At 40.6% G+C, this 23,675-nt stretch carries 22 protein-coding genes; 16 read left to right on the top strand and 6 right to left on the bottom strand.

What is annotated here, in order from left to right; translation table 11 throughout:
• Positions 1 to 188: 188 nt before the first annotated feature.
• The 8 genes from ACFX4H_RS08425 (at position 189) to ACFX4H_RS08390 (ending at position 7,408) form a co-directional block, all read left to right on the top strand.
• On the top strand, positions 189 to 1,214 hold the full coding sequence (locus ACFX4H_RS08425) for an ABC transporter ATP-binding protein (protein ID WP_134783378.1): 1,026 nt from the start codon (positions 189 to 191) through the stop codon (positions 1,212 to 1,214).
• A complete protein-coding gene (locus ACFX4H_RS08420) occupies positions 1,192 to 2,118 on the top strand; it encodes an ABC transporter ATP-binding protein (RefSeq protein WP_377434905.1) in 927 nt (308 codons plus the stop codon). The genes ACFX4H_RS08425 and ACFX4H_RS08420 overlap by 23 nt, the downstream gene beginning before the upstream one ends.
• Positions 2,119 to 2,133: 15 nt before the next feature.
• Positions 2,134 to 3,099 (top strand): oligopeptide ABC transporter permease, encoded by a 966-nt coding sequence (opp4B, locus tag ACFX4H_RS08415; protein ID WP_063591766.1) that lies wholly within the window; start codon positions 2,134 to 2,136, stop codon positions 3,097 to 3,099.
• Positions 3,100 to 3,121: 22 nt separating this feature from the next.
• On the top strand, positions 3,122 to 4,021 hold the full coding sequence (locus ACFX4H_RS08410; RefSeq protein WP_377435289.1) for an ABC transporter permease: 900 nt from the start codon (positions 3,122 to 3,124) through the stop codon (positions 4,019 to 4,021).
• Positions 4,022 to 4,040: 19 nt separating this feature from the next.
• Complete coding sequence (gene opp4A, locus ACFX4H_RS08405) at positions 4,041 to 5,804, top strand: oligopeptide ABC transporter substrate-binding protein (protein WP_161922725.1); 1,764 nt, start codon at positions 4,041 to 4,043, stop codon at positions 5,802 to 5,804.
• A 107-nt stretch (positions 5,805 to 5,911) separates the two neighbouring features.
• Positions 5,912 to 6,100, top strand: a complete 189-nt coding sequence (locus tag ACFX4H_RS08400; RefSeq protein WP_241637123.1) for a hypothetical protein — start codon at positions 5,912 to 5,914, stop codon at positions 6,098 to 6,100.
• A gap of 31 nt (positions 6,101 to 6,131) precedes the next feature.
• Positions 6,132 to 6,269, top strand: a complete 138-nt coding sequence (locus ACFX4H_RS08395) for a hypothetical protein (RefSeq protein WP_153246153.1) — start codon at positions 6,132 to 6,134, stop codon at positions 6,267 to 6,269.
• A 92-nt stretch (positions 6,270 to 6,361) separates the two neighbouring features.
• On the top strand, positions 6,362 to 7,408 hold the full coding sequence (locus ACFX4H_RS08390; RefSeq protein ID WP_377434904.1) for a M42 family metallopeptidase: 1,047 nt from the start codon (positions 6,362 to 6,364) through the stop codon (positions 7,406 to 7,408).
• Positions 7,409 to 7,661: 253 nt separating this feature from the next.
• Here ACFX4H_RS08390 and ACFX4H_RS08385 read toward each other — a convergent pair whose 3' ends face one another.
• Positions 7,662 to 8,084 carry a pyridoxamine 5'-phosphate oxidase family protein gene (locus tag ACFX4H_RS08385; protein WP_377434902.1) on the bottom strand — a complete coding sequence of 141 codons (423 nt, stop codon included), beginning with the start codon at positions 8,082 to 8,084 and terminating at the stop codon, positions 7,662 to 7,664.
• 184 nt (positions 8,085 to 8,268) lie between these two features.
• Here ACFX4H_RS08385 and ACFX4H_RS08380 point away from each other — a divergent pair, with 184 nt between their 5' ends.
• Positions 8,269 to 9,081 (top strand): cyanophycinase, encoded by an 813-nt coding sequence (locus ACFX4H_RS08380; RefSeq protein ID WP_377434900.1) that lies wholly within the window; start codon positions 8,269 to 8,271, stop codon positions 9,079 to 9,081.
• Entirely contained in the window at positions 9,078 to 11,699 is a 2,622-nt protein-coding gene (gene cphA / locus ACFX4H_RS08375) for a cyanophycin synthetase (RefSeq protein WP_377434899.1), read from the top strand. The genes ACFX4H_RS08380 and cphA overlap by 4 nt, the downstream gene beginning before the upstream one ends.
• An 85-nt stretch (positions 11,700 to 11,784) precedes the next feature.
• On the opposite strand, the gene yidC is transcribed toward cphA, so the two are convergent.
• Positions 11,785 to 12,570 carry a membrane protein insertase YidC gene (gene yidC / locus ACFX4H_RS08370; RefSeq protein ID WP_240660903.1) on the bottom strand — a complete coding sequence of 262 codons (786 nt, stop codon included), beginning with the start codon at positions 12,568 to 12,570 and terminating at the stop codon, positions 11,785 to 11,787.
• Positions 12,571 to 12,598: 28 nt separating this feature from the next.
• The gene (locus tag ACFX4H_RS08365; protein WP_048687259.1) at positions 12,599 to 12,886 is read right to left on the bottom strand and encodes a hypothetical protein; all 288 of its coding nucleotides are present in this window, start codon (positions 12,884 to 12,886) and stop codon (positions 12,599 to 12,601) included.
• 296 nt (positions 12,887 to 13,182) lie between these two features.
• Here ACFX4H_RS08365 and ACFX4H_RS08360 point away from each other — a divergent pair, with 296 nt between their 5' ends.
• On the top strand, positions 13,183 to 13,641 hold the full coding sequence (locus ACFX4H_RS08360) for a hypothetical protein (protein WP_377434898.1): 459 nt from the start codon (positions 13,183 to 13,185) through the stop codon (positions 13,639 to 13,641).
• Between the two features lie 330 nt (positions 13,642 to 13,971).
• On the opposite strand, the gene ACFX4H_RS08355 is transcribed toward ACFX4H_RS08360, so the two are convergent.
• On the bottom strand, positions 13,972 to 14,793 hold the full coding sequence (locus ACFX4H_RS08355; protein WP_249597085.1) for a glycerophosphodiester phosphodiesterase: 822 nt from the start codon (positions 14,791 to 14,793) through the stop codon (positions 13,972 to 13,974).
• A gap of 177 nt (positions 14,794 to 14,970) precedes the next feature.
• On the opposite strand from ACFX4H_RS08355, the gene ACFX4H_RS08350 reads away from it, so the two are divergent.
• Positions 14,971 to 16,287, top strand: coding sequence for an MFS transporter (locus tag ACFX4H_RS08350; protein WP_063591760.1), 1,317 nt, complete (start codon positions 14,971 to 14,973; stop codon positions 16,285 to 16,287).
• A gap of 53 nt (positions 16,288 to 16,340) precedes the next feature.
• Here the strand turns inward: ACFX4H_RS08350 and ACFX4H_RS08345 are convergent, their stop codons facing one another.
• Positions 16,341 to 16,757, bottom strand: a complete 417-nt coding sequence (locus ACFX4H_RS08345; RefSeq protein ID WP_034314249.1) for an organic hydroperoxide resistance protein — start codon at positions 16,755 to 16,757, stop codon at positions 16,341 to 16,343.
• A gap of 176 nt (positions 16,758 to 16,933) precedes the next feature.
• On the opposite strand from ACFX4H_RS08345, the gene ACFX4H_RS08340 reads away from it, so the two are divergent.
• The 3 genes from ACFX4H_RS08340 to ACFX4H_RS08330 are packed head-to-tail and all read left to right on the top strand — an operon-like array spanning position 16,934 to position 20,158.
• Positions 16,934 to 17,320, top strand: a complete 387-nt coding sequence (locus ACFX4H_RS08340) for a GntR family transcriptional regulator (RefSeq protein ID WP_312024420.1) — start codon at positions 16,934 to 16,936, stop codon at positions 17,318 to 17,320.
• Positions 17,317 to 18,216 (top strand): ABC transporter ATP-binding protein, encoded by a 900-nt coding sequence (locus ACFX4H_RS08335; RefSeq protein WP_377434896.1) that lies wholly within the window; start codon positions 17,317 to 17,319, stop codon positions 18,214 to 18,216. The genes ACFX4H_RS08340 and ACFX4H_RS08335 overlap by 4 nt, the downstream gene beginning before the upstream one ends.
• Complete coding sequence (locus ACFX4H_RS08330) at positions 18,191 to 20,158, top strand: DUF6449 domain-containing protein (RefSeq protein ID WP_377434895.1); 1,968 nt, start codon at positions 18,191 to 18,193, stop codon at positions 20,156 to 20,158. Before ACFX4H_RS08335 ends, ACFX4H_RS08330 begins: the two co-directional genes overlap by 26 nt.
• Positions 20,159 to 20,246: 88 nt before the next feature.
• Here ACFX4H_RS08330 and cspD read toward each other — a convergent pair whose 3' ends face one another.
• Complete coding sequence (gene cspD / locus ACFX4H_RS08325; protein ID WP_053534241.1) at positions 20,247 to 20,450, bottom strand: cold-shock protein CspD; 204 nt, start codon at positions 20,448 to 20,450, stop codon at positions 20,247 to 20,249.
• Positions 20,451 to 21,348: 898 nt separating this feature from the next.
• Between cspD and ACFX4H_RS08320 the strand changes: the two genes are divergently transcribed.
• Positions 21,349 to 22,923 (top strand): peptide chain release factor 3, encoded by a 1,575-nt coding sequence (locus ACFX4H_RS08320; RefSeq protein WP_034314233.1) that lies wholly within the window; start codon positions 21,349 to 21,351, stop codon positions 22,921 to 22,923.
• Positions 22,924 to 23,675: the final 752 nt, after the last annotated feature.

Raw genomic sequence — 23,675 nt, 5'->3', positions numbered from 1 at the left:
ACTGTATAACAGTCATAAAGGAAACGTTTTTATGTTGCAGAAAATTATTCCTAAAGTTATAAAAAATGAAAAAAATGTGATTATTTTCTATAAAAGCTATTGTATAATTGTAAAAAAATGATTAAAATTTTAAATAATTATCAGAAGATTAATTATTTTCCCGATAAAATAGTTTAGGGGGAGCAAGGATGAAGAAAGCTATTTTGCAAATAGAAAACCTAACTACCTCATTCCGAATCGGTAACAAATATCATGCAGCTGTGGATGATGTTTCGTTTACGGTGAATGAAAATGAAATTGTAGCAGTTGTTGGGGAATCAGGGTGTGGAAAGAGTGCATTGGCCTTATCCATCATGCAATTACATAATAAGCAAAGAACTAAATCCGAAGGAAACATCAATTATAAAGGCCAAAATCTCCTAAAGTTGAATGATGTACAAATGAATAAAGTCCGTGGTAAGGAATTGGGTATGATATTCCAGGAACCTTTAACGGCTTTGAACCCGCTCATGACCATCGGAAAACAGATCGAGGAGAATCTTGATTACCATACTGAACTCTCCAATGCTGAAAAAAAGAACAGGACGATCGAACTTTTGACACAAGTGGGAATTCCATACCCTGAACGGACGTACAAGCAATATCCGCATGAGCTCTCGGGCGGAATGCGGCAAAGGGCAATGATCTCGATTGCCATTGCTTGCAACCCTGCACTGGTCATCGCCGATGAACCCACGACGGCATTGGATGTCACGATCCAAGCGCAAATACTTGATCTGCTGAAGGATATCCAAAGCAGGACAAAAATGGGGATCATCTTAATTACACATGATCTGAGCGTAGTAGCAGAGGTCGCTGACAGGATCGTTGTCATGTATGCAGGTCAGGTAGTGGAAACGGGAAGTGTTAAAGAGATATTCAACAATCCGCTGCATCCATATACAAGGTCATTATTGAATTCGATTCCTTCGGCCGCAAACGAGAAAAACCGTTTGCATGTCATCGAGGGAATCGTTCCATCGATAGCCAAAATGGATCGGATCGGATGCCGCTTCCAAGATAGGATTCCATGGATACCAAAACATGCGCATGAAGAGACACCCCGGCTTCACGAAGTGGGCAACGGTCATTTTGTCCGCTGTACCTGCTATAAAGCATTCTATTTTCAAGCTGAAGGAGATGCATCGGCTCATGACATTACTAAAATTAGATAATCTTAAAGTGCATTTTCCAATAAGGGGCGGTTTCTTTCGAAGGGTGGTCGATCACGTAAAGGCAGTCGACGGTGTTTCCTTTGAGTTGCAGCAAGGGGAAACATATGGCTTGGTCGGGGAATCGGGAAGCGGCAAGTCCACGACAGGCAAGGCAGTGGTCAAACTGAATGAGGTGACATCCGGACAAATCCTGTTTGAAGGCAGGGATTTAGCATCTTTAAGTAGAAGAGAAATTAAACCGTTCAGAAAAGATATCCAAATGATTTTCCAAGACCCGTATTCATCATTGAATCCCAAGAAGAGGGTACTTGACATAATTGCCGAACCGCTGAGGAACTACGAACGGTTGTCCCCTTCAGAGGAAAAGAAAATCGTACAGGACTTCTTGGACAAAGTCGGACTGAGTCCGGAATCGATCCACAAGTATCCTCATGAATTTTCTGGGGGGCAGCGCCAGCGAATCGGGATTGCCCGATCATTGACATTGAAACCTAAACTGATCATTGCGGACGAGCCGGTGTCAGCACTGGATGTTTCCGTTCAGGCACAAGTATTGAATTTTCTTCAGGATCTCCAACAGGAGTTCAATTTGACTTATTTATTTGTCGGGCATGATTTAGGTGTAATCCGGCATATGTGTGACCGGATGGGTGTTATGTATCGCGGTAGATTGGTAGAGGAAGGCAAAAGCGAGGAAATCTATGAAAATCCCCAACATATATACACGAAGCGCCTGATTGCCGCCATTCCTGATTTAGAGCCGGAAGTTCGTGAAGATAAAGTGCAGCTTAGAAAAAAACTCACCTCGGAATATGAGTCTACCTACTCAAAATATTTCGATGAGAATGGACGTGCTTACGATTTGAAGCCAATCTCATCGACACATAGAGTCGCATTACAATAAGGAGGTGGAAGGAATATGTGGAAATTTATCCTAAGACGATTATTAGTTATGATCCCGCAGCTCTTTTTATTGAGCATCATCGTTTTCATGATGGCAAAGGCAATGCCCGGGGATGCCCTGTCCGGCCAGGAAATAAACCCTAGGGCCAATCCGGCAGAGCTTGATAGGATCAGGGAAGAACTGGGTTTGAATGACCCTTGGTACCAACAATATATAAGGTGGGCATCCAATGCAGTACAGGGTGATTTCGGAGTTTCCTATACACATAAGACGCCCGTCATGGATGTGATCGAAGACAGGCTTTGGAACACGGTGTTCCTGGCGTTGGTCACGCTGATCTTTACATATATGCTTGCGATACCATTAGGCATACTTAGCGGAAGGTATAACGATACCTGGGTGGATAAAACCGTTACGGGTTATAGCTATTTAGGGTTCGGCACGCCAATTTTCATTTTTGCATTAATCATGTTATTCGTTTTCGGATTTGCCCTGGATTGGTTCCCGTCTGGCGGTAGTGTCGATTCAAAGGTGGACGAAGGAACATTCGCCTATGTTGTAAGCAAGATCAATCATTTGATTTTACCAGCTTTAAGTACAGCTTTAATTGCAACAACGAGTACGATCCAATATTTGCGAAATGAAATCATCGATAATAAAATCAAGGATTTCGTAAGGACAGCGCGTTCGAAGGGTGTGCCTGAATCAAAAGTGTATTCACGGCATATCCTGAGAAATTCCTTTTTACCGATAGCAGCATTCTTAGGTTATGAAATTACTGGATTGATCGGCGGCGCGGTCATAATCGAAACCATTTTCAGTTATCCGGGACTGGGGCAGCTTTTCCTTAGTTCAGTAAGTCTGCGGGATTTCAGTGTTGTCACGGCCATCGTCATGATGACGGGATTTGCCACTCTGCTTGGCACCCTTCTTTCGGACATCATACTTAGTGCGGTCGATCCGCGTATACGGATAGAATAGGAGCGGGGTGAGTCGTATGGAAATGAAAGTGGAAACCGGAAAGAACATACAAGTTAACGATGTGAGCCCTTCAGGAATGAAAATCATCTGGCAGGAAATCAAAAAAGACAAGCTTGCCATGGGCTCATTGATTATATTAGCAGCCATATTGCTTTTTGTTTACGGTGCGTCGTTTTTCATGGACGCCAAAGAAATAGCCAAGGTCGATTTTCTCTCCATTTATTTGGAACCATCTTCAGACTATTGGCTTGGAACCGATTATGGCGGCCGGGATGTATTCGGACAACTGATAATAGGTACCAGAAATTCATTCACGATCAGTTTATTCATTACATTATTCACGGCCATCATCGGTTTATCTTTAGGACTTCTGGCGGGTTACTTTGGCGGGGCAACCGATAATGTGATCATGCGTGTTATCGATTTCGTGATTGCCCTGCCGCAATTGATGTTCATCATCGTTGTGGTCACGATTGTGCCGATCTTCAATGTATATGTTTTCATTTTAATCATGACGATGTTTTTATGGACAGGAAAGGCCAGGCTGATTCGTTCAAAGGCTTTGTCTGAGCGTGAGCTGGATTATATCCACGCCTCACAGACACTCGGGACGCCACATTGGAAAATCATCCTGTTTCAGCTTCTGCCCAATGTCAGTTCATTGATCATCGTTAACTTCATTTTGAACCTTGCAGGCAATATTGGCTTAGAATCCAGTTTGACTTTCTTAGGGTTCGGCCTTCCGGAGAGCACCCCGAGTTTAGGGACGCTCATCAGTTATGCTCGAAATCCAGATGTTCTGGAAAACAAGTGGTGGATATGGGTACCCGCATCACTCATGATTTTAGTGTTGATGCTGAGTATAAATTTCGTTGGTCAAGCGTTAAAACGCGCAGCCGATGCAAGACAAAGAAGAGGATAAAAAAAGGGGAGTGTATGATATGAAAATCAAAAGCTACAGTAAGGTATTAAGTGCATTGGCCATTTCGTCTCTACTGCTTGCTGCATGTTCGAATGATACGGAGAAATCGTCAACGAAAGAGAAAAAAGGGAAAGATGTCGAACAGGTCGATACCTCTAAATTCCCGACAAAGACGACGAATCAAGGAGAGCCGATTGAAGGCGGCCATTTGACATATGGTTTGGTATCAGATACCCCGTTTGAAGGGATATTAAACAAGGTTTTCTATCAAGGCGAACCCGATAACCAAGTTATCACATTCTTTGATGAGGATTTATTGGATACAGACGAAAACTATGTATATACGAATGAAGGTGCCGCTTCCTATGAGATTTCAGACGATCATAAAACGGTCACGCTGACGATTAAGGATAATGTAAATTGGCATGATGGAAAGCCTGTGACAGGCGCCGATTTGGAATATGCATATCTTGTCATGGGAAGCAAAGATTACAAAGGTGTCCGCTATGATGAGCAAATGGCTTTAATCGAGGGTATGGAAGAGTATCATGAAGGGAAAGCGGATAAGATTTCAGGCATTAAAGTCGATGACAAGAAAATCACTTTCACTTTCAAAAAAGCGAACCCGTCCGTCACGACCGGATTATGGACATACCCGCTTCATAAAGAATACTTAAAAGATGTTCCGATTGCGGATTTGGAATCTTCTGATAAAATCCGTAAAAATCCGATTGGTTTTGGACCATTCAAAGTGAAGAAAATCGTTCAAGGGGAAGCGGTCGAATTCGAAGCGAATAAAGATTATTACCGCGGTGAACCAAAATTGGACAGTGTCACATTAAAAGTCGTGAATCCGTCTGTTGTCGTCAAGTCACTTGAAAATGGTGACCTCGATGTAGCGGAGGTCCTGGCGGAGCAATATGAGCAAGCCAAGGAATTGGATAATGTCGAATTATTGGGGAAAGTTGAATTGGCTTATACCTATATTGGTTTCAACTTCGGTCATTATGATAAGGAAAAAGAAGAAAATGTTATGGATGAGAATCCTAAATTCGGAGACAAACGCCTTCGTCAGGCGATGGCATATGCCATCAATAATGAAGAAGTTGGCGAAAAGATGTTCAAGGGCCTTCGCTTCCCTGCCAACTCTGTCATTACCCCGAACTTTAAATATAACAATAAAGATTTAAAAGCATATGAATATAATCCTGAAAAAGCTAAGGAACTTTTGGATGAAGCAGGATTTGTAGATACGAATAACGATGGCATTCGTGAGGATGCTGATGGAAAAGAGTTCAAAATCAACTTTGCTTCCATGAGCGGTTCCGATGTTTCTGAGCCACTGGCAAGATATTATATCCAGCAATGGGAACAAGTAGGGTTGGACGTCGAATTGCAGGATGGAAGGCTGCATGAGTTCAATTCTTTCTACGACCTGCTGAAAAAGGATAATGATAAAGTTGATATTTATCAAGCTGCATGGGGTGTCGCTTCCGATCCGGATCCATCAGGCATTTGGTCCAGGTCTGCGGAATTTAACTATACCCGCTGGGTGAGTGAAAAAAATGATGAGCTTCTTGCTAAAGGGATTTCAGAGGAAGCCTTCGATGATCAATATCGAATCGATACGTATAATGAGTGGCAAGAATTGATTCATGAAGAGGTTCCGGTCATTCCGACATTATTCCGTTATCAATTGGCTGGAGTGAATGAACGCGTTACAGGGTATGATTATCTCGCAGGCCGTCAATATCAATGGCATAATGTCGGGGTAACGAAATAATTTAAGATGACTATCGGCTGCCTTTATGGCGGTCGATTTTTTTTGCGTTTTAATGAAGTAGATAAAGGTTATATAGATAATAGTAAGTAATTGGAAGGGTGATATTGATGGAAGTGAGAAATCCTAATGAAACAAAGAGAGAGTTAGAAATATTGCTTACTGAATCGGTTGGCCGTTTACTGAAACCTCTCGAAGAGGAAATCATTGCAGACATTGTAGCCTATCCAGACGAAAAGAGAATTGCCTTCTTGGAATATATGAAGGAAATGTCCAACAAACAAAGACAATTGAAGTAAGTTGAACTTTCATCATGAAGGAGGTTTTTTTATGAGAAACGAAGATATGGACAGATACAAGGTATGGCGCGATAAGTGGAAAAGAAGAGTGAATATGGAGAATTTAGCTTTATATGGAATTGCAACATTAGCTATGGCCATCTTGCCTGTCATGGCTTTTATGGGTTAAATCTATTAAAGGGCCGCCTTTTGGCGGTCCTTTAATATGTTAAAAGTTACCATGAAAAGATATAATGAACAAAGAGGAAAGGAGAGATATGCATGAGCGTGATCGAAGAAAAAGAAATCGTATCTTACATAAAAGAATTGGTGTCCATACCCAGCCCCTCCGGCTATACTGAACAAGCCATTAAATACGCGGCCGATTTCATGGAGCAGAGGAAGGTTTCATATAACATCACGAATAAAGGGGCATTGCTTGCTACATTAAAAGGCGAAGATGATAACAAACAACGCTTGCTGACTGCCCATGTCGATACTCTGGGGGCCATGGTAAAGGAAATCAAGGCGAATGGCCGCCTTAAATTGACGATGATCGGCGGTTTCCGCTGGAACTCGGTGGAAGGGGAATATTGTAAAATCCATACAGCTGATGGAGCCATTATCACCGGGACCATTTTAATCAATCAGACCTCTGTCCACGTATATAAAAATGCCGGCGATGCGAAGCGTGATGATGAGACAATAGAGGTCCGGATAGATGCTGTCGTGAAAACCAAAGCGGAAACCGAGGCCATTGGCATTTCTGTTGGAGATTTTGTCTCCTTTGACCCGAGAGTGGAAGTGACGGATACAGGCTTTTTGAAATCAAGGCATTTGGATGATAAAGCTAGCGTAGGCATCCTCCTTCATATCATTGACCTCATTTCCATAGGAAAGATAAAATTGGCATATACGACCCATTTCCTGATTTCCAACAATGAAGAAATCGGCTATGGAGGTAATTCCAATATCCCTGAGAAAACAGTCGAATATCTAGCTGTCGATATGGGGGCGATTGGTGATGGACAAACGACGGATGAATTCAGCGTTTCCATTTGCGCAAAAGACTCCTCGGGTCCTTATCATTATAAACTGCGTCAGCATCTGGTCTCACTTGCCCAAGCAAATGCCATCGACTACCGCGTCGATATTTATCCATATTACGGATCGGACGCTTCCGCTGCCATCCGGGCAGGATATGATGTCGTCCATGGCCTGATCGGACCGGGAATCGATGCTTCACATGCCTTCGAGCGGACACATGTCTCTTCATTAAAGCATACAGCCAATCTGATTTTGCATTATATCCAATCAGAGTTAGTATAATCGTGAGAAAAGCCCGCACTCCTATAATAGTAGTGCGGGCTTTTACTTTGTTTTTTAGCGATATTTTCATTATACTCGTGAGTTTTGGTGTTTTACACGTGAATTTTGGTCATTTACTTGTGATTTGGAGTAATACTCGTGAATTTCGATCAAATACTGGTGAGTTTAAGTGTTTTACTCGTGAATTTTGGCCATTTACTCGTGAGTTTGAGCGTAATACTCGTCAATTGGCGTAAGTACAAAAAATAAAGATTTATAATGATAATTCTTGTGGAGGTTCACCATTGTTGTTCATCAACCGTATGCTTTCCGGCTTAATTTGCAGAATTAAATAATTTGGATCTTTCGGACCTTCGAACCACTTTTCAAATGATTCATTCCATAATTTATCTTTCAGTTCCTGTGAATCGTTTATTTTCGAGGTACCTGAGATTTCCAGGTAAGAATCGCCCAATCCTTCATTATCATAGCCGATCAGGATATGAACATTAGGGTTCTTTTCAATTTCATCGATTTTTTCCGTCTTTCCGCTCGTTGGTGTGTATAAAGTTAATTCATCGTTAAAAAATGTCATATAGCGTGAATGTGGTTTGTTGTTTTCAACTGAAGATAAAACTCCTATTTTATGATTACGGATGATGTTCAATACTTTTTCTTTTATTTGGTTTTGGCTCATCTTTTACACACTCCTTTTATTTTTTACTCTATTACTTTTCCTCTTTTTTCATTAAGTTAAACAAAATTATGCAGTTTGCCATTTTTATGAATGAATACTGAAAGAAGTTGCCATACTAGTCATTATGTGTTCTGTTTAGAGCAATTTCATGATGTGAATCCATTTGTAAAGGTGAGTATGATGAATGAATTGTGGTGAATTACTTATCATTGGCGGGGCAGAGGATAAGTGCCTTGAAGGTGAAGTATTAAATAAATTTGTCGAGCTTGCAACCCATAGCGATGGCGGAATAGGAATATTGCCTACAGCGAGTGAAATTCCTGAGGAAGTGAGTACAGAGTATATCAAGATTTTCAGGGATTTAGGTGTGGACAGGGTGGAAGTGATCAAGCTGGATTCAAGGCAGGATGCAGACAATCCGGCAATTTGTGAACAGCTTGCATCTTTTTCCGCCATCTTCATTTCAGGGGGAAACCAAAGCCGATTGTCTGAACTGATTGGAAAAACAAAGTTTCACGATGCCCTTTCTAAAGCATGGCATGAAGGAATGGTGATAGCAGGGACAAGTGCTGGTGCTTCGATTTTAGGTAAGTATATGATCGTTGCGGCTGACACGATGCTGAATGACAATAAGTTAAAGGTTGAAATTGGCTTAGGTTTCGGCTTCCTGGACGGACTGATAATCGATCAACATTTTTCCCAGCGTGGCCGGTTTGACCGTCTGTTAAGTGCAATAGCAGGGAAAAAAGAAATTATGGGTATTGGCATTGATGAAAATACAGCAATTTTAGTTAAAGACGGTCATTTTGAAGTAGTCGGCCAACATCAAGTATTGGTTCTTGACGGCAGCACCAGTGATTATATCAATATCACATCTTCTGATAATGGCAGTGAAGAGTTGACTCTTTCGGGATTCAACCTTCATGTACTAACCAGGGGATACCGTTTTGACCTGCTTACAAGGAAATTGTTGATGAAAAAGGGGATCCAACAATGAAGATCAATCGAGTCCGTTATTTAAAAGGACCTAATTATTTTGCTTATACACCTACGATTTGCATTGAATTGGATATAGGGGAACTGGAACAGAAACCATCTGATTCAATACCTGGATTCAATGAAAAATTGTTAAAGGTGCTCCCGAACTTGGGAAGCCATACATGTTCAAAAGGGTATCGAGGCGGATTCGCCGAAAGGCTGAGAAAAGGAACATGGATGGGACATATATTGGAGCATATGACGATTGAGCTTCAAAACTTGGCCGGAATCGAAGCCATTCGGGGAAAAACGATAATGATGGAAAAGAAGGGTTTTTATTATGTTACCTTTGACTATCAGGAGCCTCACTCAGGTCTTCAAGCTTTTTTAGCGGCTAAAGATATCGCGGAAGCCATCCTGAATGGTGAAAAACTTATAAATGTACAATCCTATGTAAAACAGATAGAGCAGTTATATTATAAAAATAAACTGGGGCCAAGTACCGAAGCCATTTTTAAGGCAGCGCAAGCAAAAGATATCCCTGTCGAGCGAATGGGTGATGAAAGCTTACTGCGTTTAGGAACAGGTGCAAGGCAGAAGTATGTCCAGGCGACAATCTCTAGCCAGACTTCGAATATTGCGGTTGAGAATTCATGTGACAAAGCATTGACCAAATCCATTTTAAGAGGATGTGGCCTCCCTGTACCTGAAGGGGAAGTTGCCCATTCCATTGAAGATATCTTTGCCTCGGCGGACAGGCTGGGTTTTCCGCTGGTCATAAAACCGTATAATGGTAGACAGGGTCAGGGTGTCATCACCCATATCAAAAATAAGGATGAGCTATTCAATGTAATCAATTGTTTGGAGTTGCATGTGGAGAAGTATATTATCGAACGGCATATTGAAGGACATGATTATCGGTTACTGATAGTTAATGGAGAACTTATCGCCGCCAGTTTGAGGCTTCCACCCTATGTTATTGGCAATGGCAAGGAAACGATACGCAGTTTGATAGAAAAGGAAAATTGTAATGATTGGCGGGGAGAAGGTCATGAAAAGCCGATGTCAAAAATCCCACTTACACATACCGTGACGTGTTACTTGGAAAAATCGAATCGGACGCTCGATACGATTCCGAATCAAGGGGAATTGGTTCAAGTTGTCGGCAATGCAAATCTTTCGACTGGCGGAAAGGCAATCGATGTAACGGATCAGGTACATCCGACCATTAAGAATATGGCTGTTGCAGCTGCGAAAGCGATCGGTTTGGATATCGCCGGAATAGATTTTATTTGTGAGGATATATCAAAACCGATCGAACATTCAAGGACTGCAATTATTGAAGTGAATGCTGCACCGGGAATTCGAATGCATCACTATCCGAGTGAAGGGAAAAAAAGGGATGTAGGCAAAGCCATTGTCGATTATTTATTTCTGACCAGGGAAGAGGCGGCTATACCGATCATTGCAGTGACCGGAACAAATGGCAAGACGACAACAACCCGATTGATTCATTATTTTCTTACTAATGAAAAAACAAAAGTTGGGATGACAAATTCTGATGGAGTATATATCGGCGATGAGGTATTGGATCACGGTGACTGCAGTGGCCCTGTCAGTGCAAGAATGGTATTGGCCCATCCTGAAGTCGATATTGCCGTATTGGAAACGGCCCGGGGCGGGATTCTGCGTGAAGGTCTGGCTTTTCGTAAATGTGATGTGGGGATCATCACCAATGTAAGTGAGGATCACCTCGGCCGTGATGGAATCGATACATTGGATGATCTCATTAAATTAAAGAGGCTGGTAGCCGAAGTCGTAATGAAAACAGGCTATTGTGTACTGAATGCAGATGATCCGAATGTAGCTGCCATGAACGCTTATACAGATGGGGAGGTCATTTACACCTCTACAGATGCCACCCAGCCTCACGTGAAAGCTGCGATAGATAAGGGATGTAAAGTTTGGTACGTCAATGAAAAAGGCGTCATTTGTCATTCAGCTGATGGAGTCATCCATCCATTTATGGATTGCACCATGGTTCCAATAACGATCTCCGGCATGGCACGTCATAATATCGCCAATTTACTTCAGGCGTTAGCCGCAGCCGAAACACAAGGCATTTCCATGGAAGAACTAAGAAGGAAGGCTGTCACATTTATGCCTGATACGAATTTGTCCAAAGGACGGTTCAATTTGAAAAAGTTGAAAGAGCGCACGATCATCATTGACTATGCCCATAATGAAGCGGGATTGAAGGCCATATTCGAAACGGTCAGTGCCTATAACAAAAATCAACTTATCACTGTTTTGGCAGGGCCGGGGGACCGTATTGATGAAGAACTTATCAGACTCTCCAAGGTAGCGGCTATTAATTCCGATCTGTTCATCATTAAAGAAGACGATGATTTGCGGGGAAGGGAGCCGTTAGAAGTAGCCGGGCTGCTTCAGGATGCTGCGGTAGAAGCTGGGTTACAAAAAGATCGGACATTCATCGAACCTAATGAATTGGACGCATTCATAAAAGCCTGGGAGAAATCACAACCGGGTGACCTATTATTGTTCTTTTACACGGATTTTGAATATGTAGAGAAATTTTTCGAAAAAGTTTCAACAAATCCATTGCCGAAGAAATAAAACAAAGTGATCTCACTCTAGAAACCCCATCAATTTCCAGTGCGAGTGGAAAATGAAAGTATGAAAAAAAGCTAATCCAAGTGGATTAGCTTTTTTTCATGACCGTTTCATTTGCAGCCGGGACAGCGGCATGGTCTTTTTTATATATTCGCTGAAGCACGATTGACTGAACAATCATGAATATACCTCCGATTGACCAATATAGTGGCAATGCAGCAGGAGCGGAGAAAGAAATGAATAAAATCATTGCTGGTGAGAGCAAGCTCATCATCTTCATTTGTTTCTGCTGTTCTTCCGGCATCTGTCTCACGGATATGACCGATTGGAAATAATAAATGACACCAGCGATAATCGCCATGGCAATATTCGGCTGGCCTAGGCTGTACCAAAGGAAACTATGGGATGCAATTTCATGGGAACCTTGAATCGCATAATAAAAGCCCATTAGGATCGGCATTTGAATCAAGAGCGGCAGACAGCCCATGTTTAAAGGATTGACTCCGTGTTTTTGGTAAAGCTGCATCATTTCCTGCTGGAGGGCCTTTTGTTTAGCTGGATCTTTCGTCTCTTTGATTTTCTGCTGGATTGCTGTCATTTCCGGTTTCAGCCCATTCATCTTCGTCTTCATGCTAAGCTGTGTTTTATATTGCTTGGCAGTCAGTGGAAGCAAAACAAGGCGAATCAAAAATGTCATCATGATGATGCTTAAACCATAGTTGCCATTAAATAAATCAGCATTGAATTCTAGCATTTTTGTCATGGGGTTAACCAATGCTGTATGAAATGGACCGCTCGTTGCTGCTGAGCAACCAGTCAAAAGGGTCGTTGCCAAAAATAGGACGGCAATTAAAAACATATTTTTCTTCTTCAATATAATTTCCTCCTCGAATTGTTAATGTTTAAACAACTAGAAGGAGGCTTGGCTCATCGGAATCATCTGGTGAATCCTTTTGCCGGATAAAGGTGAAAAAGCGCTGTGCACCGCGCCAGTCGAAAATGCTGCCTGCATGAACAGGGGATTTACTTTTATCTGTATGAACGGAAGCTTGATATTTGTCATTCAAGAGTGATTGCTTTTTATTTAAGAAGTAAAACGCGGCCAGTGGAAAGACAAAGGTAAATAAGTAACCTGCCCATACCGCATGGCGAACGGTTTGATAATCGAATTCTAATAATAATTCCCACATAGGAATCCCTCGTTTTTTCCAAGATAATTAAATTTGTCCAAAAATGATTTAGGGCCAAAATGACTTTTGACCATATTTAGTTTAAATCATTAACAACACTATATCAATTCTAGGGCAAGAAAGCTAAAAAATATAGGGATTTCTTCAAAAAATAAACAGGGAATATTTTCTGATGAATCATTTTCAGGAATAGATCAAATAGCAACCAATTTCGAGACTGTTCAGAGCAAAGAATGCACAAATGGTCATTCGACTACATACGGTTAAAAGGAAGTTCAATTATGAGGTGAAAAGGTATGAAACCATACGATTCATTGAATCAACAGAACGACCATAACGGTAATGATCAAAATGCATATCTCCGAAATATGGGCATAGATTTCTTGGCAGCGCCCTATCCATTAGAAAATCAGATGATGGATGTAAGGACTCCTCCTGGCCCGCCTGGTCCGTCCTATGGAGGGGGCCAGCCGCCGCCACGGCCGCCGCACGGAGGAGGACCGCCTCATATAGCTCCGCCATTATTCACTCCACAACTTCATGAAGGAATGTATGAGGCAATGGACACTGGGTCAATGAAAGGGTGCTTATACAAACATACGTATATTTGGCTTAAGAATGGCCGTTCATTTTGGTTTTACCCAACATATGTCGGATATAATTCAGTGGCAGGTTATCGATGGAGACGAAGTCAACAGCGATGGGCTTATTATGGAACGGACGCGCATGAAATACAGTTCTTTCATTGTTATTAAAAAACAATCCGCATTTGCGGATTGTTCAGAATGAAGACAAACTCGATGAAAATCGAGTTTGTCTTCATTTTTTTTGCTTGTGCAAATTTGGACGTTGATTGGAACGTAGGGCACTCGCTTTCTGCTGGCGGTCCGCCCTCGGCGCACTTGCGCCTGTGGGGTCTCCCTTGGATCCACCCGCTCCAATCAACTATGTTTTTGCCTGCAGTCTTTTGTTCTTAACCTTTAATCGGAATTTCATAGGGAATTTTAAAAGGGATTCGGAATGGTCTCACCCTGAATTGTGTAAAGAACTAGTTATCTTCATTTTTTCACTTATCATTCAAAGTTTCAATCCAAAAAATAATCCGGAAAATCGGAAATGATCCCATCTACCTGCATCCTTTTGAACATGTGTATTTGTTCTTTATTGTTGACGGTCCATGTAAATACTTTCATCCCGTGCTTTTGGATTCGCTTTTGCAGCTTCGTACTCAAAATCGTTTGTTTTGGATTCAAAAATGATGCAAACTCGGCAATCTCTTTTATTTTTTGGTCATTGATTCGCCGTTTTATCAAAACGCCCACTTGTATGTCCGGCATTAATTGATGAAACCTTTTCATGGAATCCATATCGAACGAATGAACCATTATCTTATTTTTACTTGTTGAACATTCTTGGAATTTACCTAATTCTTCGGCAAGTTTCTCTTCAATCCCGGGATAAGCAGAGGGGTGTTTCAATTCGACTAAAATTCCGACCTCAGACCCGAAATTCTCCAATACCTCACTTAGTAAAGGTATCCTTTCGTTATTATAGCGAGTATGATACCAGCTTCCTGCATCCAGTTCCTTTAACTCGGCTGCCGTGTAATCACGGAGGTTCCCTTTGCCGTTTGTGGTTCGATCCAAGGTGGGATCATGATGAACCACAAGGACATCATCTTTACTGAGGTGGATATCCACTTCCAGGAAATCAGCACCCAATTCAATGGCTTTTTTATAAGATGCCATTGTATTCTCGGGGCAATATCCAGATGCACCTCGATGTCCAATTTTAAGGGGGGAATGCTGCTTTATTAAGCTTTCAGGGAAATCTCTTTTTGATCTTTTAGCGTAGAGAGCGAACAGGACAAGCATGGTTATCACGATAATAAGAAAAAATGCGGTCATCTTTCACACTCCTATCAGGCACAATGATTAAAAGTTAGCAGGACAGTCTCATTTCATAATATTACATGTTAGGCAGGAAAAAATCATGTTTTACACAATGTTATAATCCGACTTAAAGGATTTATTGGAAAGGTATGGAATACATATAATTTAAGTATCAATAAGGAGGGAAAGCAGATGGAATTGCAGGTGAAACCGAAGTCTAAAAAATGGAAGGGGAATTTTGGTTTATATTTTTCCCTTCCCATTCTCTCTTGGGCGTTTTACGATTTTGCCAATACGATTTTTTCTTCTAATATCAATACGATTTTCTTTCCATTCTTCCTCCAGGAACAGATTGGGGAAAATGCCGTTCTTGATCAGATTGCGAGTACCTTCATCTCCTACGCTAATGCGATTGCCAGTTTGTTTCTCGTTTTGTTTTCCCCGCTGTTCGGTGTCATGATCGATCGAACGGGAAAAATGAAAAAATACATTATGATTTTCACACTTATTTCCGTTGTATGTACATTTTTAATGGGGGTATTCGGAGGGACGCCGTTGGATGGAAAGATTCTGGGCATTCCCGTTTCCTTGGCGATCGTCATTCTTTTATTTGTGATAGCAAAGTTTTTCTATCATTCGAGTCTGGTTTTCTATGATACGATGATGAGTGATTTAGGCACGAAACAGCAATTGCCGCTAATATCAGGATTTGGCGTGGCGGTAGGCTACCTTGGAACGTTAGTGGGACTGTCAATCTATCCATTCATAAGTAAAGGGAGTTCACATGAAGCCTTCATACCCACGGCCATTTTATTTCTGGTTTTTTCCCTTCCCTTATTCTTTTTTTTAAAAGAGTCTCCAAAACAGCAAAAAGCGAAAGAACCTTTTTTATCAGGTTATAAGGAAATTAAAACAACATTTAAAGAGATGCGCTCCTATCGATCGGTTTTTACATTCATGATTGCTTATTTCTTTTTAAATGATGCAATTGCTACCACTATCGGCATGATGGCCGTATATGCCAAGACTGTTGTTGGATTTTCCTCCAGTGGATTCATTTTGCTATACCTGGTATCGACAGTATCGAGCATTGCCGGATCGTTTCTGTTTGGATACGTCACGCAGTCGAAGGGACCGCGGCTGGCTGTGACGTATGTGGGGGTTCTGCTCTTGGTCGCATTATTTATAGCGGTCTTCGCACAAACCGCCATTTGGTTCTGGGTTGCAGGGAGTATGTTCGGCATTTCGCTAGGTTCGATGTGGGTGACATCACGGACGTATATCATTGAATTGACTCCAGATGAGAAGAGGGGGCAATTTTTTGGACTATTTGCATTCTCTGGAAAAGTCTCTTCAATAATCGGTCCGCTATTATATGGAACGATAACGTTGATATTCCATGACCTCGGTACATTGGCGAGCCGGATGGCATTAGGGTCATTGATCATCATGGCGATAATAGGTCTTGGCTTTCTTTTGAAACTGAAGGGATTGGAAGAAGTGAAATAAGAAAAAGGGACTGGAGCCGGCCTTAATGCCGTATCCAGTCCCTTTCTTAAACGTTATACCAAAATCAAGGTGACATCGACGTTTCCGCGTGTTGCTTTTGAATAGGGGCAGGTCATGTGTGCTTTTTTGGCGAAGTCTTCGGCTTCTTCCCTGCTTAGGTCGGGAATCGAAACATCCAACCTAACAGCCAATTTAAAACCGCCGTCTTCCTCATCTTTACCGATCGTTACATTTGCCGTCACGGACGTATCGACCTTTTTCTTTTCTTTTTGCAGTACAAGATTCAAGGCACTGTCAAAACATGCCGCGTAACCGGCTGCGAATAACTGTTCAGGGTTTGTGGCGCGCTCACCGGAACCACCTAATTCCTTCGGTGACCTCACATCGAAATCCAGAATCCCGTCCTCTGATTTAATATGTCCTTCACGACCACCGTGTACGGTAACTGTAGCTGTATATAATGGTTTCAATGAAAACAACTCCTTTATTCATTCTTACTATCATTACTTCCCTGCTGTAAGTCTTGTTAAACAAAATGAAAGCGAGTATTGTTTGAAAATGGTATTAAATTGGTTTTAAATTGGAAGATATTGTTTTATAATGTACTGTATTAGGAGATGTAATACACCCATTGCAAGGAGGGTTCATGATGATTGAGTTGGATGTTCAAAGTGGAAAGCCGGTATATGAGCAATTGATGGATAAGTTAAAGGAATTAATGATCAATGAAGTTTTACAGGAACATAATCAGCTCCCATCCATACGAATATTGGCTCAGGAGTTGACCATCAATCCAAATACGATCCAGAAAGCGTACAAGCAGCTTGAGTCTGACGGGTTTATATATACCTTACCAGGCAAAGGGAATTTCGTGGCACCTCCTAAATCCTTCAAAAATTCATTGAAAGAAGAAGAGATTAGAAACGAGCTTTCAAAGGTACTCGCTGAAGCTCTGTATATCGGAATCGATAAACGTGAAATTTATAGAATAATAAAGGAAATCAGTCCATTGGCAAAGGGGGGGGATTCATGATTGAAATAAAACAGGTGAGTAAATTCTATGAAGGAAAAGAAGCAATCAAAAACGTTACCTTGGTTATACCAAAAGGCTCCATATTCGGGTTACTAGGTTCAAATGGGGCGGGGAAAACGACTCTATTAAAAATGCTTTCAGGCAACCTGATACAGGATGCAGGTGAAGTTCTTATTGATGGATCATATGTGTTTGAAAACCGTGAAGTGAAAAATCGTTGTTTCTTCCTTCCTGATACGCCTTATTTCCTGGCTAACTATACGATCACGCAAATGGCAGGTTTTTATAGCCATATTTATAGTGAGTGGAATCATGAACGTTTCTATCAATTACAGGAAGTATTCCCGATACCCGTCCAAAATAAAATACATAAACTATCGAAGGGAATGCAGAGACAGGTTGCTTTTTGGCTAGCACTCTCGACGATGCCGGAAGTTCTAATATTGGATGAACCGTTTGATGGATTAGATCCGGTCATGCGAAAAAATGTGAGACAGTTGTTGATTCAGGATGTATCGGAAAGGGATATGACGATTTTACTATCGTCCCATAATCTCCGGGAAATTGAAGATTTAGCCGATCATGTAGGGATTTTGCATAAGGGTGAGCTTGTTATCCAAAAGATTTTGAATGACTTGAAAGCTGATGTACATAAAGTGCAAATTGCATTTAAACATAAAATTCCCCATGGTTTATACCGCGGAATTCAAATCCTTAACAAGGAAAGACGCGGCAGCGTGATCGTTTGTATCGTTAAAGGTAGTGAAGCCATGATTAAATCGCATTTTAATCAGTTTCAGCCAGAAATATTAGATATTCTCCCCCTTACTCTTGAGGAGATATTCATTTATGAAATGGGGGATATCGGTTATGTCATCCAGAATTACCTGGTTTAATAGGGAACTGATTATCTATATTTTCAGAAGTACTGGCTGGATTGGTTTTTTATATCTTGTAGGCCTCATATTTGCGCTGCCTCTGGAAATGTTAGCGATTATCTTGAATGGAAACAATGAATATGTGGAATTCGAAAACCTTTTTTCCTGTCAGCAGATGATACAGTTTGTTTTGGTCATCGTTATTCCAGTATTACTTGCCATCTTCCTTTTTCGGTTTTTACAAATGAAACAAGCCTCAGACTTCATTCATAGTTTACCGATTACGAGACGCAGCATCTACGCTCATATGATTGGAACGGGAATTGGCTTCATGGGTTTGCCGATTTTACTTACAGGTTCAATATTGGTATTAATTCACTCGGCAATTGATATAGAACGGCTATATACCATGACGGATATATGGTCTTGGATGGGGACAACATTTATTTTGGAAGCTTTGATCTTTTCCGTTGCCGTTTTACTTGGAATGGTTACGGGATTATCAGCCTTTCAAGGAGTGCTGACCTATATTTTTCTTACTTTGCCGGTGGGGCTTTTTGTATTGTTTGCAGCTAATGTGAAATTTTTGATAGCAGGATTTTCTGCAGAGTATTATCTAAGTGCCAATATGAATGGCATCTCCCCATTATTAGCAGCAACGGAGATGGAAAAAATCACTTTCTTCTCTATTAATACATTAATTTATAGTATATTAACCTTTCTATTTCTGATCAGCTCTCTTTTTCTCTATGAGAGGAGAAAGCTGGAGCATGTGTCGCAGGCATTTGTTTACCCGAAGATTAAGCCAGTGTTTAAATTCGGCCTGACATTATGCATGATGCTGTTTGCAGGGCTTTATTTTAGCGAAACGACCGGCGAACCTGGGTGGATTTTTTTCGGATATGCCGTCGGTTCTTTGCTTGGATATTATTTAGGGGAAATCGTCCTGCAAAAGACTTGGCGTATACGGGTCAACCTGAAAGGTTATGTAGCGTTTATAGCGGCTGTCATTGTGCTGGCACTCATTATAAAAATAGATCCCCTTCAGTATAAGACCAAGATTCCTGATGAAAAGATGATTAGCCAAATTTATATGGGTGATTCTCCTATATTTTTTGAAGGCGATGACACGTCGAATAATGCTTCCAATTATCTTAAAGAGAAGGAAAATATTGAAGCGATCAGGTTATTGCATCAGGAAATCATCGATAAGGGTAAAAAGGTTTCAATTGGTGAATGGAATGATGGTCAATCCGTATTTCTGATGTATGAACTCAAGAATGGAAAACGGTTAGCAAGAGAGTATCATTTGCAGAATTACGACTCCTACATGCCACTATTGGCGAAAATATATGAGTCGAATGAATATAAAAAAATGGTTAATCAGGTATTGAATGTTTCCGCTCAAGACGTTTCTAAAATCAAGATAACGGCGAGCGGCCAAGTGGACAAATCCATAACGATTACGGACCGTCAACAGCTGGAAGCTGCAGTGAAGGCATTGTCGGAGGACCTGAATAATCAATCGTTCGCACAAATGACTTCTTCTTTTGGAGATTATGCCTCCATAGAGATTCTTTTGAATAATAACAAAACCATTTATATGAATTGGGACTCTTCATATCCTCAGTTTTCAGAATGGATGGTAAGTACCGGACAATCGGAACAAGCGCGGTTAATGGCTGATGATATTTCTTATATCCTGGTTGCGAAGTCCGATTCGAAAATTTATCACACTAATTCTGAAAGTGAACTTGCACAGCAGATTGAGCAACAGCCAAATCACTTGAAAATTAAAACCGCTTCTGAAATCGAGACAGCGATTGATAATGCCCAAATTGATTGGAGCGGGGAGTATTCAGCTGCCTTTTATTATAAAGAAAGCAGAGATGTGGGCATCAAGAGTTTTTCTGGCGAACATGTTCCCGATTTCATTTTGGATCATTTTAATGAAAAATAACGTGAATATTTCGCAAAGGAAAGGATGCCGCCCGATATGGGCGGCATCCTTTTGCATTGCCTATCAATTATGTTTGTGTATCTATGCTTTAGAGTTTTACGACGTTTTTAGCTTGAGGTCCGCGGTTTCCTTCTTCGATCTCAAACTCAACCTCTTGACCTTCATCAAGGCTTTTGTAACCTTCTCCTTGAATGGCGGAAAAATGTACGAAAACATCATCTCCGTCTGGTACTTCGATGAAACCAAATCCTTTGTCACTATTGAACCATTTCACTTTACCTGTTACTGTCATTCGATGAATCCTCCTAAAAAGTTAAAAAATATTAATGGTGATGATTTTACCTAGATGGAAAAATCAATTTCACACATTAGCCAGCACCCTCATTCAAGTTAAAATTATCATACGATGATGCTTGATAATATGTGAAAGCCTACAGGGGAAATTACCACAAAAACCTTTGGAGCAATTTCCAGTTTTTTAGTATATACCCACCTTTATAAAGGATAAAACAAATGGAAGTAATTTATACATTCCCATTTGGGGAAAATAATATTAGACAGGTTTTATACGGGGAAATATAACGGTATTGTCGCGCGGGATTTTCCTTGATTGAGATTTGACTGGGGATTCCATGTCCAATATGAAATGGCTTTATGGTTGAAAACAGGAAAACAATTTGGCATTAAAAGTTTTCTGCGAAAATAATCGGGTATAGGATAAGAAAGAAAGGACTGATGAAAAATGAAGAAATTATTAAAAAGGGCTCTCATTTTTGCTGCTCCAATCATATTCAAGGAAGTAAAAAAACGCTGGAAGAACAAGCGGAATCAAAAATCGTTTAAAACTGCAAGGTAAATAAATAAACCATGAATAAATGAACGGTAATCATATGGATCAAGATAAGGGGCGCTGATTAAGCGTCTTTTGTTTTGCCATCTGAACAAATCCCCTAATGGGTGTTTCATTCACCTCTACATCTTTCCTTCATATCGTGTTAAAATAGAAAGGTTGATTGAAATGAATGCTGAGTAGCCAATGCTTAAGCCTTATGATATATTTCTTCTTACATATATTGTGTATGATCAGGATTTTTGCATACAAAGAAAGGTTGCCATTCCAATGTAAAAAATACAATAAACCTCCTATAAATTTTTTTTATTGATGACTCCAATAATGAAAGGAACATATTATGACTAATTTAAAAGACGAGGTTCAATCCCGACGGACCTTCGCAATCATCTCTCACCCGGATGCCGGGAAAACGACTTTGACAGAAAAATTATTGCTGTTTGGCGGCGCGATCCGCGATGCCGGAACAGTTAAAGCTAGAAAAACAGGGAAGTATGCAACCAGTGACTGGATGGAAATTGAAAAGCAACGGGGAATTTCCGTTACATCTTCAGTCATGCAATTCGATTATGATGACTTCCGTGTCAATATTCTCGATACACCGGGCCACCAAGATTTCAGTGAAGACACATATCGTACACTGATGGCTGTTGATAGCGCCGTGATGATCATCGACTCGGCAAAAGGTATCGAGGATCAAACGGTTAAATTATTCAAAGTATGCCGGATGAGGGGGATACCGATTTTCACTTTTATTAATAAAATGGACCGACAAGGTAAAACGCCGCTAGAATTGCTTGCCGAACTTGAAGAGGTATTAGGAATAGAAACATATCCAATGAACTGGCCGATCGGGATGGGAAAAGACTTCGTGGGCATTTACGACAGGTTCAACAATCGGATTGAACAGTTCAAAACTGAAGGGGAAGAGCGTTTCCTTCCGTTGAATGAAGATGGTGAACTCGAAGTGGATCATAAACTTAAGGATTCCCAGCTATATGAGCAAACTTTGGAAGAAATCATGCTGTTGACGGAAGCGGGTAACCAATTCTCTGAAGAAAACATTGCGAATGGAAAACTTAGTCCTGTATTTTTCGGAAGTGCTTTAACAACATTCGGTGTTCAGACGTTTTTGGATGCTTATCTGAAGTTTGCACCAGCTCCACAAGCACGGATGACAACATCAGGTGAAATGGATCCTGTCAGCAATGATTTTTCCGGTTTCATTTTCAAGATCCAGGCGAATATGAACCCAAAACACCGTGATCGAATCGCCTTCCTTCGCATTTGTTCCGGTAAATTCGAGCGTGGAATGAGCGTCAACTTGAGCAGGACAGGGAAACCGATCAACCTTTCTTCCTCTACCCAATTCATGGCTGATGATCGAAACACTGTAAATGAAGCGGTAAGCGGAGATATCATCGGTTTATATGATACTGGTAATTACCAAATTGGCGATACGATTACCACAAGCAAAGACATGTTTCAGTTTGAAAGGCTGCCTCAGTTTACTCCGGAACTATTCATGAGGGTAACAGCTAAAAACGTCATGAAACAGAAACATTTCCATAAAGGTATTAACCAACTTGTACAAGAAGGGGCAATTCAGCTCTTCAAAACGGTTAGGATGGAAGAATATCTGCTTGGTGCGGTTGGGCAGCTTCAATTTGAAGTATTCGAGCATCGAATGAGGAACGAGTACAATGTTGAAGTCGTGATGGAGCGCATGGGCAGCAAGATTACACGCTGGGCTGAGGATGAAAAGCTTGATGAAAATCTTCATAGCTCAAGAAGCATCCTTGTTAAGGACCGGTTTGATAAATATGCATTCTTATTTGAAAATGAGTTTGCACTTCGTTGGTTCCAAGATAAAAATCCTGACGTGGAATTATATAATCCGATGGATTTGAAATAATGAAGAAAGCCCGTGTTTTATACACGGGCTTTTTTCTTTATCTGGGGCATTGTTTGAATATCAAAAGGTTTTTTTTTTAGTACCTTAAACATGTTTCCATACTAGGGAAAATGACGACCCTTTTTGGTCAAAAAGTCTAGATAGGGTAGAAGATTCTTGAGTACTCTCTTTATTACTTTGTTGTTTTGAAATCTGTTGAAAATGCGTGTATTTTAATCATTCCTCCTGTTTTAAACTTGTCGATTTTAGATATACGGAAACATGGAGATAAAAGATGGTAGACAGCTGTATTTTTGAAAATTAAATAGTAACTAATTGGAAAGGTTAAATAAGAAAATCATAGTAACTTCGAGCATTGTAAGAATTGCTGGGATATTCCGCTAAACTTCTTATGAACTGAATAATACTAATAGAAAACTTGTGGATTTAACCTTGGTGCAGGAGGAGTATAGCAAAAATATTACTTATATTGAACTATCGAGGTAAGTTGGGGTTAAGACATTAAAGGGGAATAATTAATTTATATCCAAGCCTACGAAGGTATAGTCTGTTTTATTATTTGGAAAATATTGCGGTTGAATCAGTGTTTTTTAAGGATACCATTAGCAAATGGTTAGGTTATATATATCTCTCTTAATTGATTTAAATCACTTGGCTACCTTTTTAAACTTGATACAGTACCGAATAATTGTGTGATGTAAGCAAAATGAACATACTTAACATAAAAGTATCCCTTAAAGTTAATAGAGTTT

It is taken from the genome of Peribacillus sp. YIM B13477 (genome assembly GCF_042787955.1).
In the GTDB taxonomy this organism is placed as follows: domain Bacteria; phylum Bacillota; class Bacilli; order Bacillales; family DSM-1321; genus Peribacillus; species Peribacillus frigoritolerans.
Note: the sequence above shows the minus strand (reverse complement) of the source record. Positions and strands in the feature narration are given on the sequence as shown.

What these genes read in the sequence shown, in the direction of transcription:
- ACFX4H_RS08425 (WP_134783378.1), top strand. Translation starts at nt 189, where the DNA reads ATGAAGAAAGCTATTTTGCAAATAGAAAACCTAACTACCTCATTCCGA.
- ACFX4H_RS08420 (WP_377434905.1), top strand. Translation starts at nt 1,192, where the DNA reads ATGACATTACTAAAATTAGATAATCTTAAAGTGCATTTTCCAATAAGG.
- opp4B (WP_063591766.1), top strand. Translation starts at nt 2,134, where the DNA reads ATGTGGAAATTTATCCTAAGACGATTATTAGTTATGATCCCGCAGCTC.
- ACFX4H_RS08410 (WP_377435289.1), top strand. Translation starts at nt 3,122, where the DNA reads ATGAAAGTGGAAACCGGAAAGAACATACAAGTTAACGATGTGAGCCCT.
- opp4A (WP_161922725.1), top strand. Translation starts at nt 4,041, where the DNA reads ATGAAAATCAAAAGCTACAGTAAGGTATTAAGTGCATTGGCCATTTCG.
- ACFX4H_RS08400 (WP_241637123.1), top strand. Translation starts at nt 5,912, where the DNA reads ATGGAAGTGAGAAATCCTAATGAAACAAAGAGAGAGTTAGAAATATTG.
- ACFX4H_RS08395 (WP_153246153.1), top strand. Translation starts at nt 6,132, where the DNA reads ATGAGAAACGAAGATATGGACAGATACAAGGTATGGCGCGATAAGTGG.
- ACFX4H_RS08390 (WP_377434904.1), top strand. Translation starts at nt 6,362, where the DNA reads ATGAGCGTGATCGAAGAAAAAGAAATCGTATCTTACATAAAAGAATTG.
- ACFX4H_RS08385 (WP_377434902.1), bottom strand. Translation starts at nt 8,084, where the DNA reads ATGAGCCAAAACCAAATAAAAGAAAAAGTATTGAACATCATCCGTAAT.
- ACFX4H_RS08380 (WP_377434900.1), top strand. Translation starts at nt 8,269, where the DNA reads ATGAATTGTGGTGAATTACTTATCATTGGCGGGGCAGAGGATAAGTGC.
- cphA (WP_377434899.1), top strand. Translation starts at nt 9,078, where the DNA reads ATGAAGATCAATCGAGTCCGTTATTTAAAAGGACCTAATTATTTTGCT.
- ACFX4H_RS08365 (WP_048687259.1), bottom strand. Translation starts at nt 12,886, where the DNA reads ATGTGGGAATTATTATTAGAATTCGATTATCAAACCGTTCGCCATGCG.
- ACFX4H_RS08360 (WP_377434898.1), top strand. Translation starts at nt 13,183, where the DNA reads ATGAAACCATACGATTCATTGAATCAACAGAACGACCATAACGGTAAT.
- ACFX4H_RS08355 (WP_249597085.1), bottom strand. Translation starts at nt 14,793, where the DNA reads ATGACCGCATTTTTTCTTATTATCGTGATAACCATGCTTGTCCTGTTC.
- ACFX4H_RS08350 (WP_063591760.1), top strand. Translation starts at nt 14,971, where the DNA reads ATGGAATTGCAGGTGAAACCGAAGTCTAAAAAATGGAAGGGGAATTTT.
- ACFX4H_RS08340 (WP_312024420.1), top strand. Translation starts at nt 16,934, where the DNA reads ATGATGATTGAGTTGGATGTTCAAAGTGGAAAGCCGGTATATGAGCAA.
- ACFX4H_RS08335 (WP_377434896.1), top strand. Translation starts at nt 17,317, where the DNA reads ATGATTGAAATAAAACAGGTGAGTAAATTCTATGAAGGAAAAGAAGCA.
- ACFX4H_RS08330 (WP_377434895.1), top strand. Translation starts at nt 18,191, where the DNA reads ATGTCATCCAGAATTACCTGGTTTAATAGGGAACTGATTATCTATATT.
- cspD (WP_053534241.1), bottom strand. Translation starts at nt 20,450, where the DNA reads ATGACAGTAACAGGTAAAGTGAAATGGTTCAATAGTGACAAAGGATTT.
- ACFX4H_RS08320 (WP_034314233.1), top strand. Translation starts at nt 21,349, where the DNA reads ATGACTAATTTAAAAGACGAGGTTCAATCCCGACGGACCTTCGCAATC.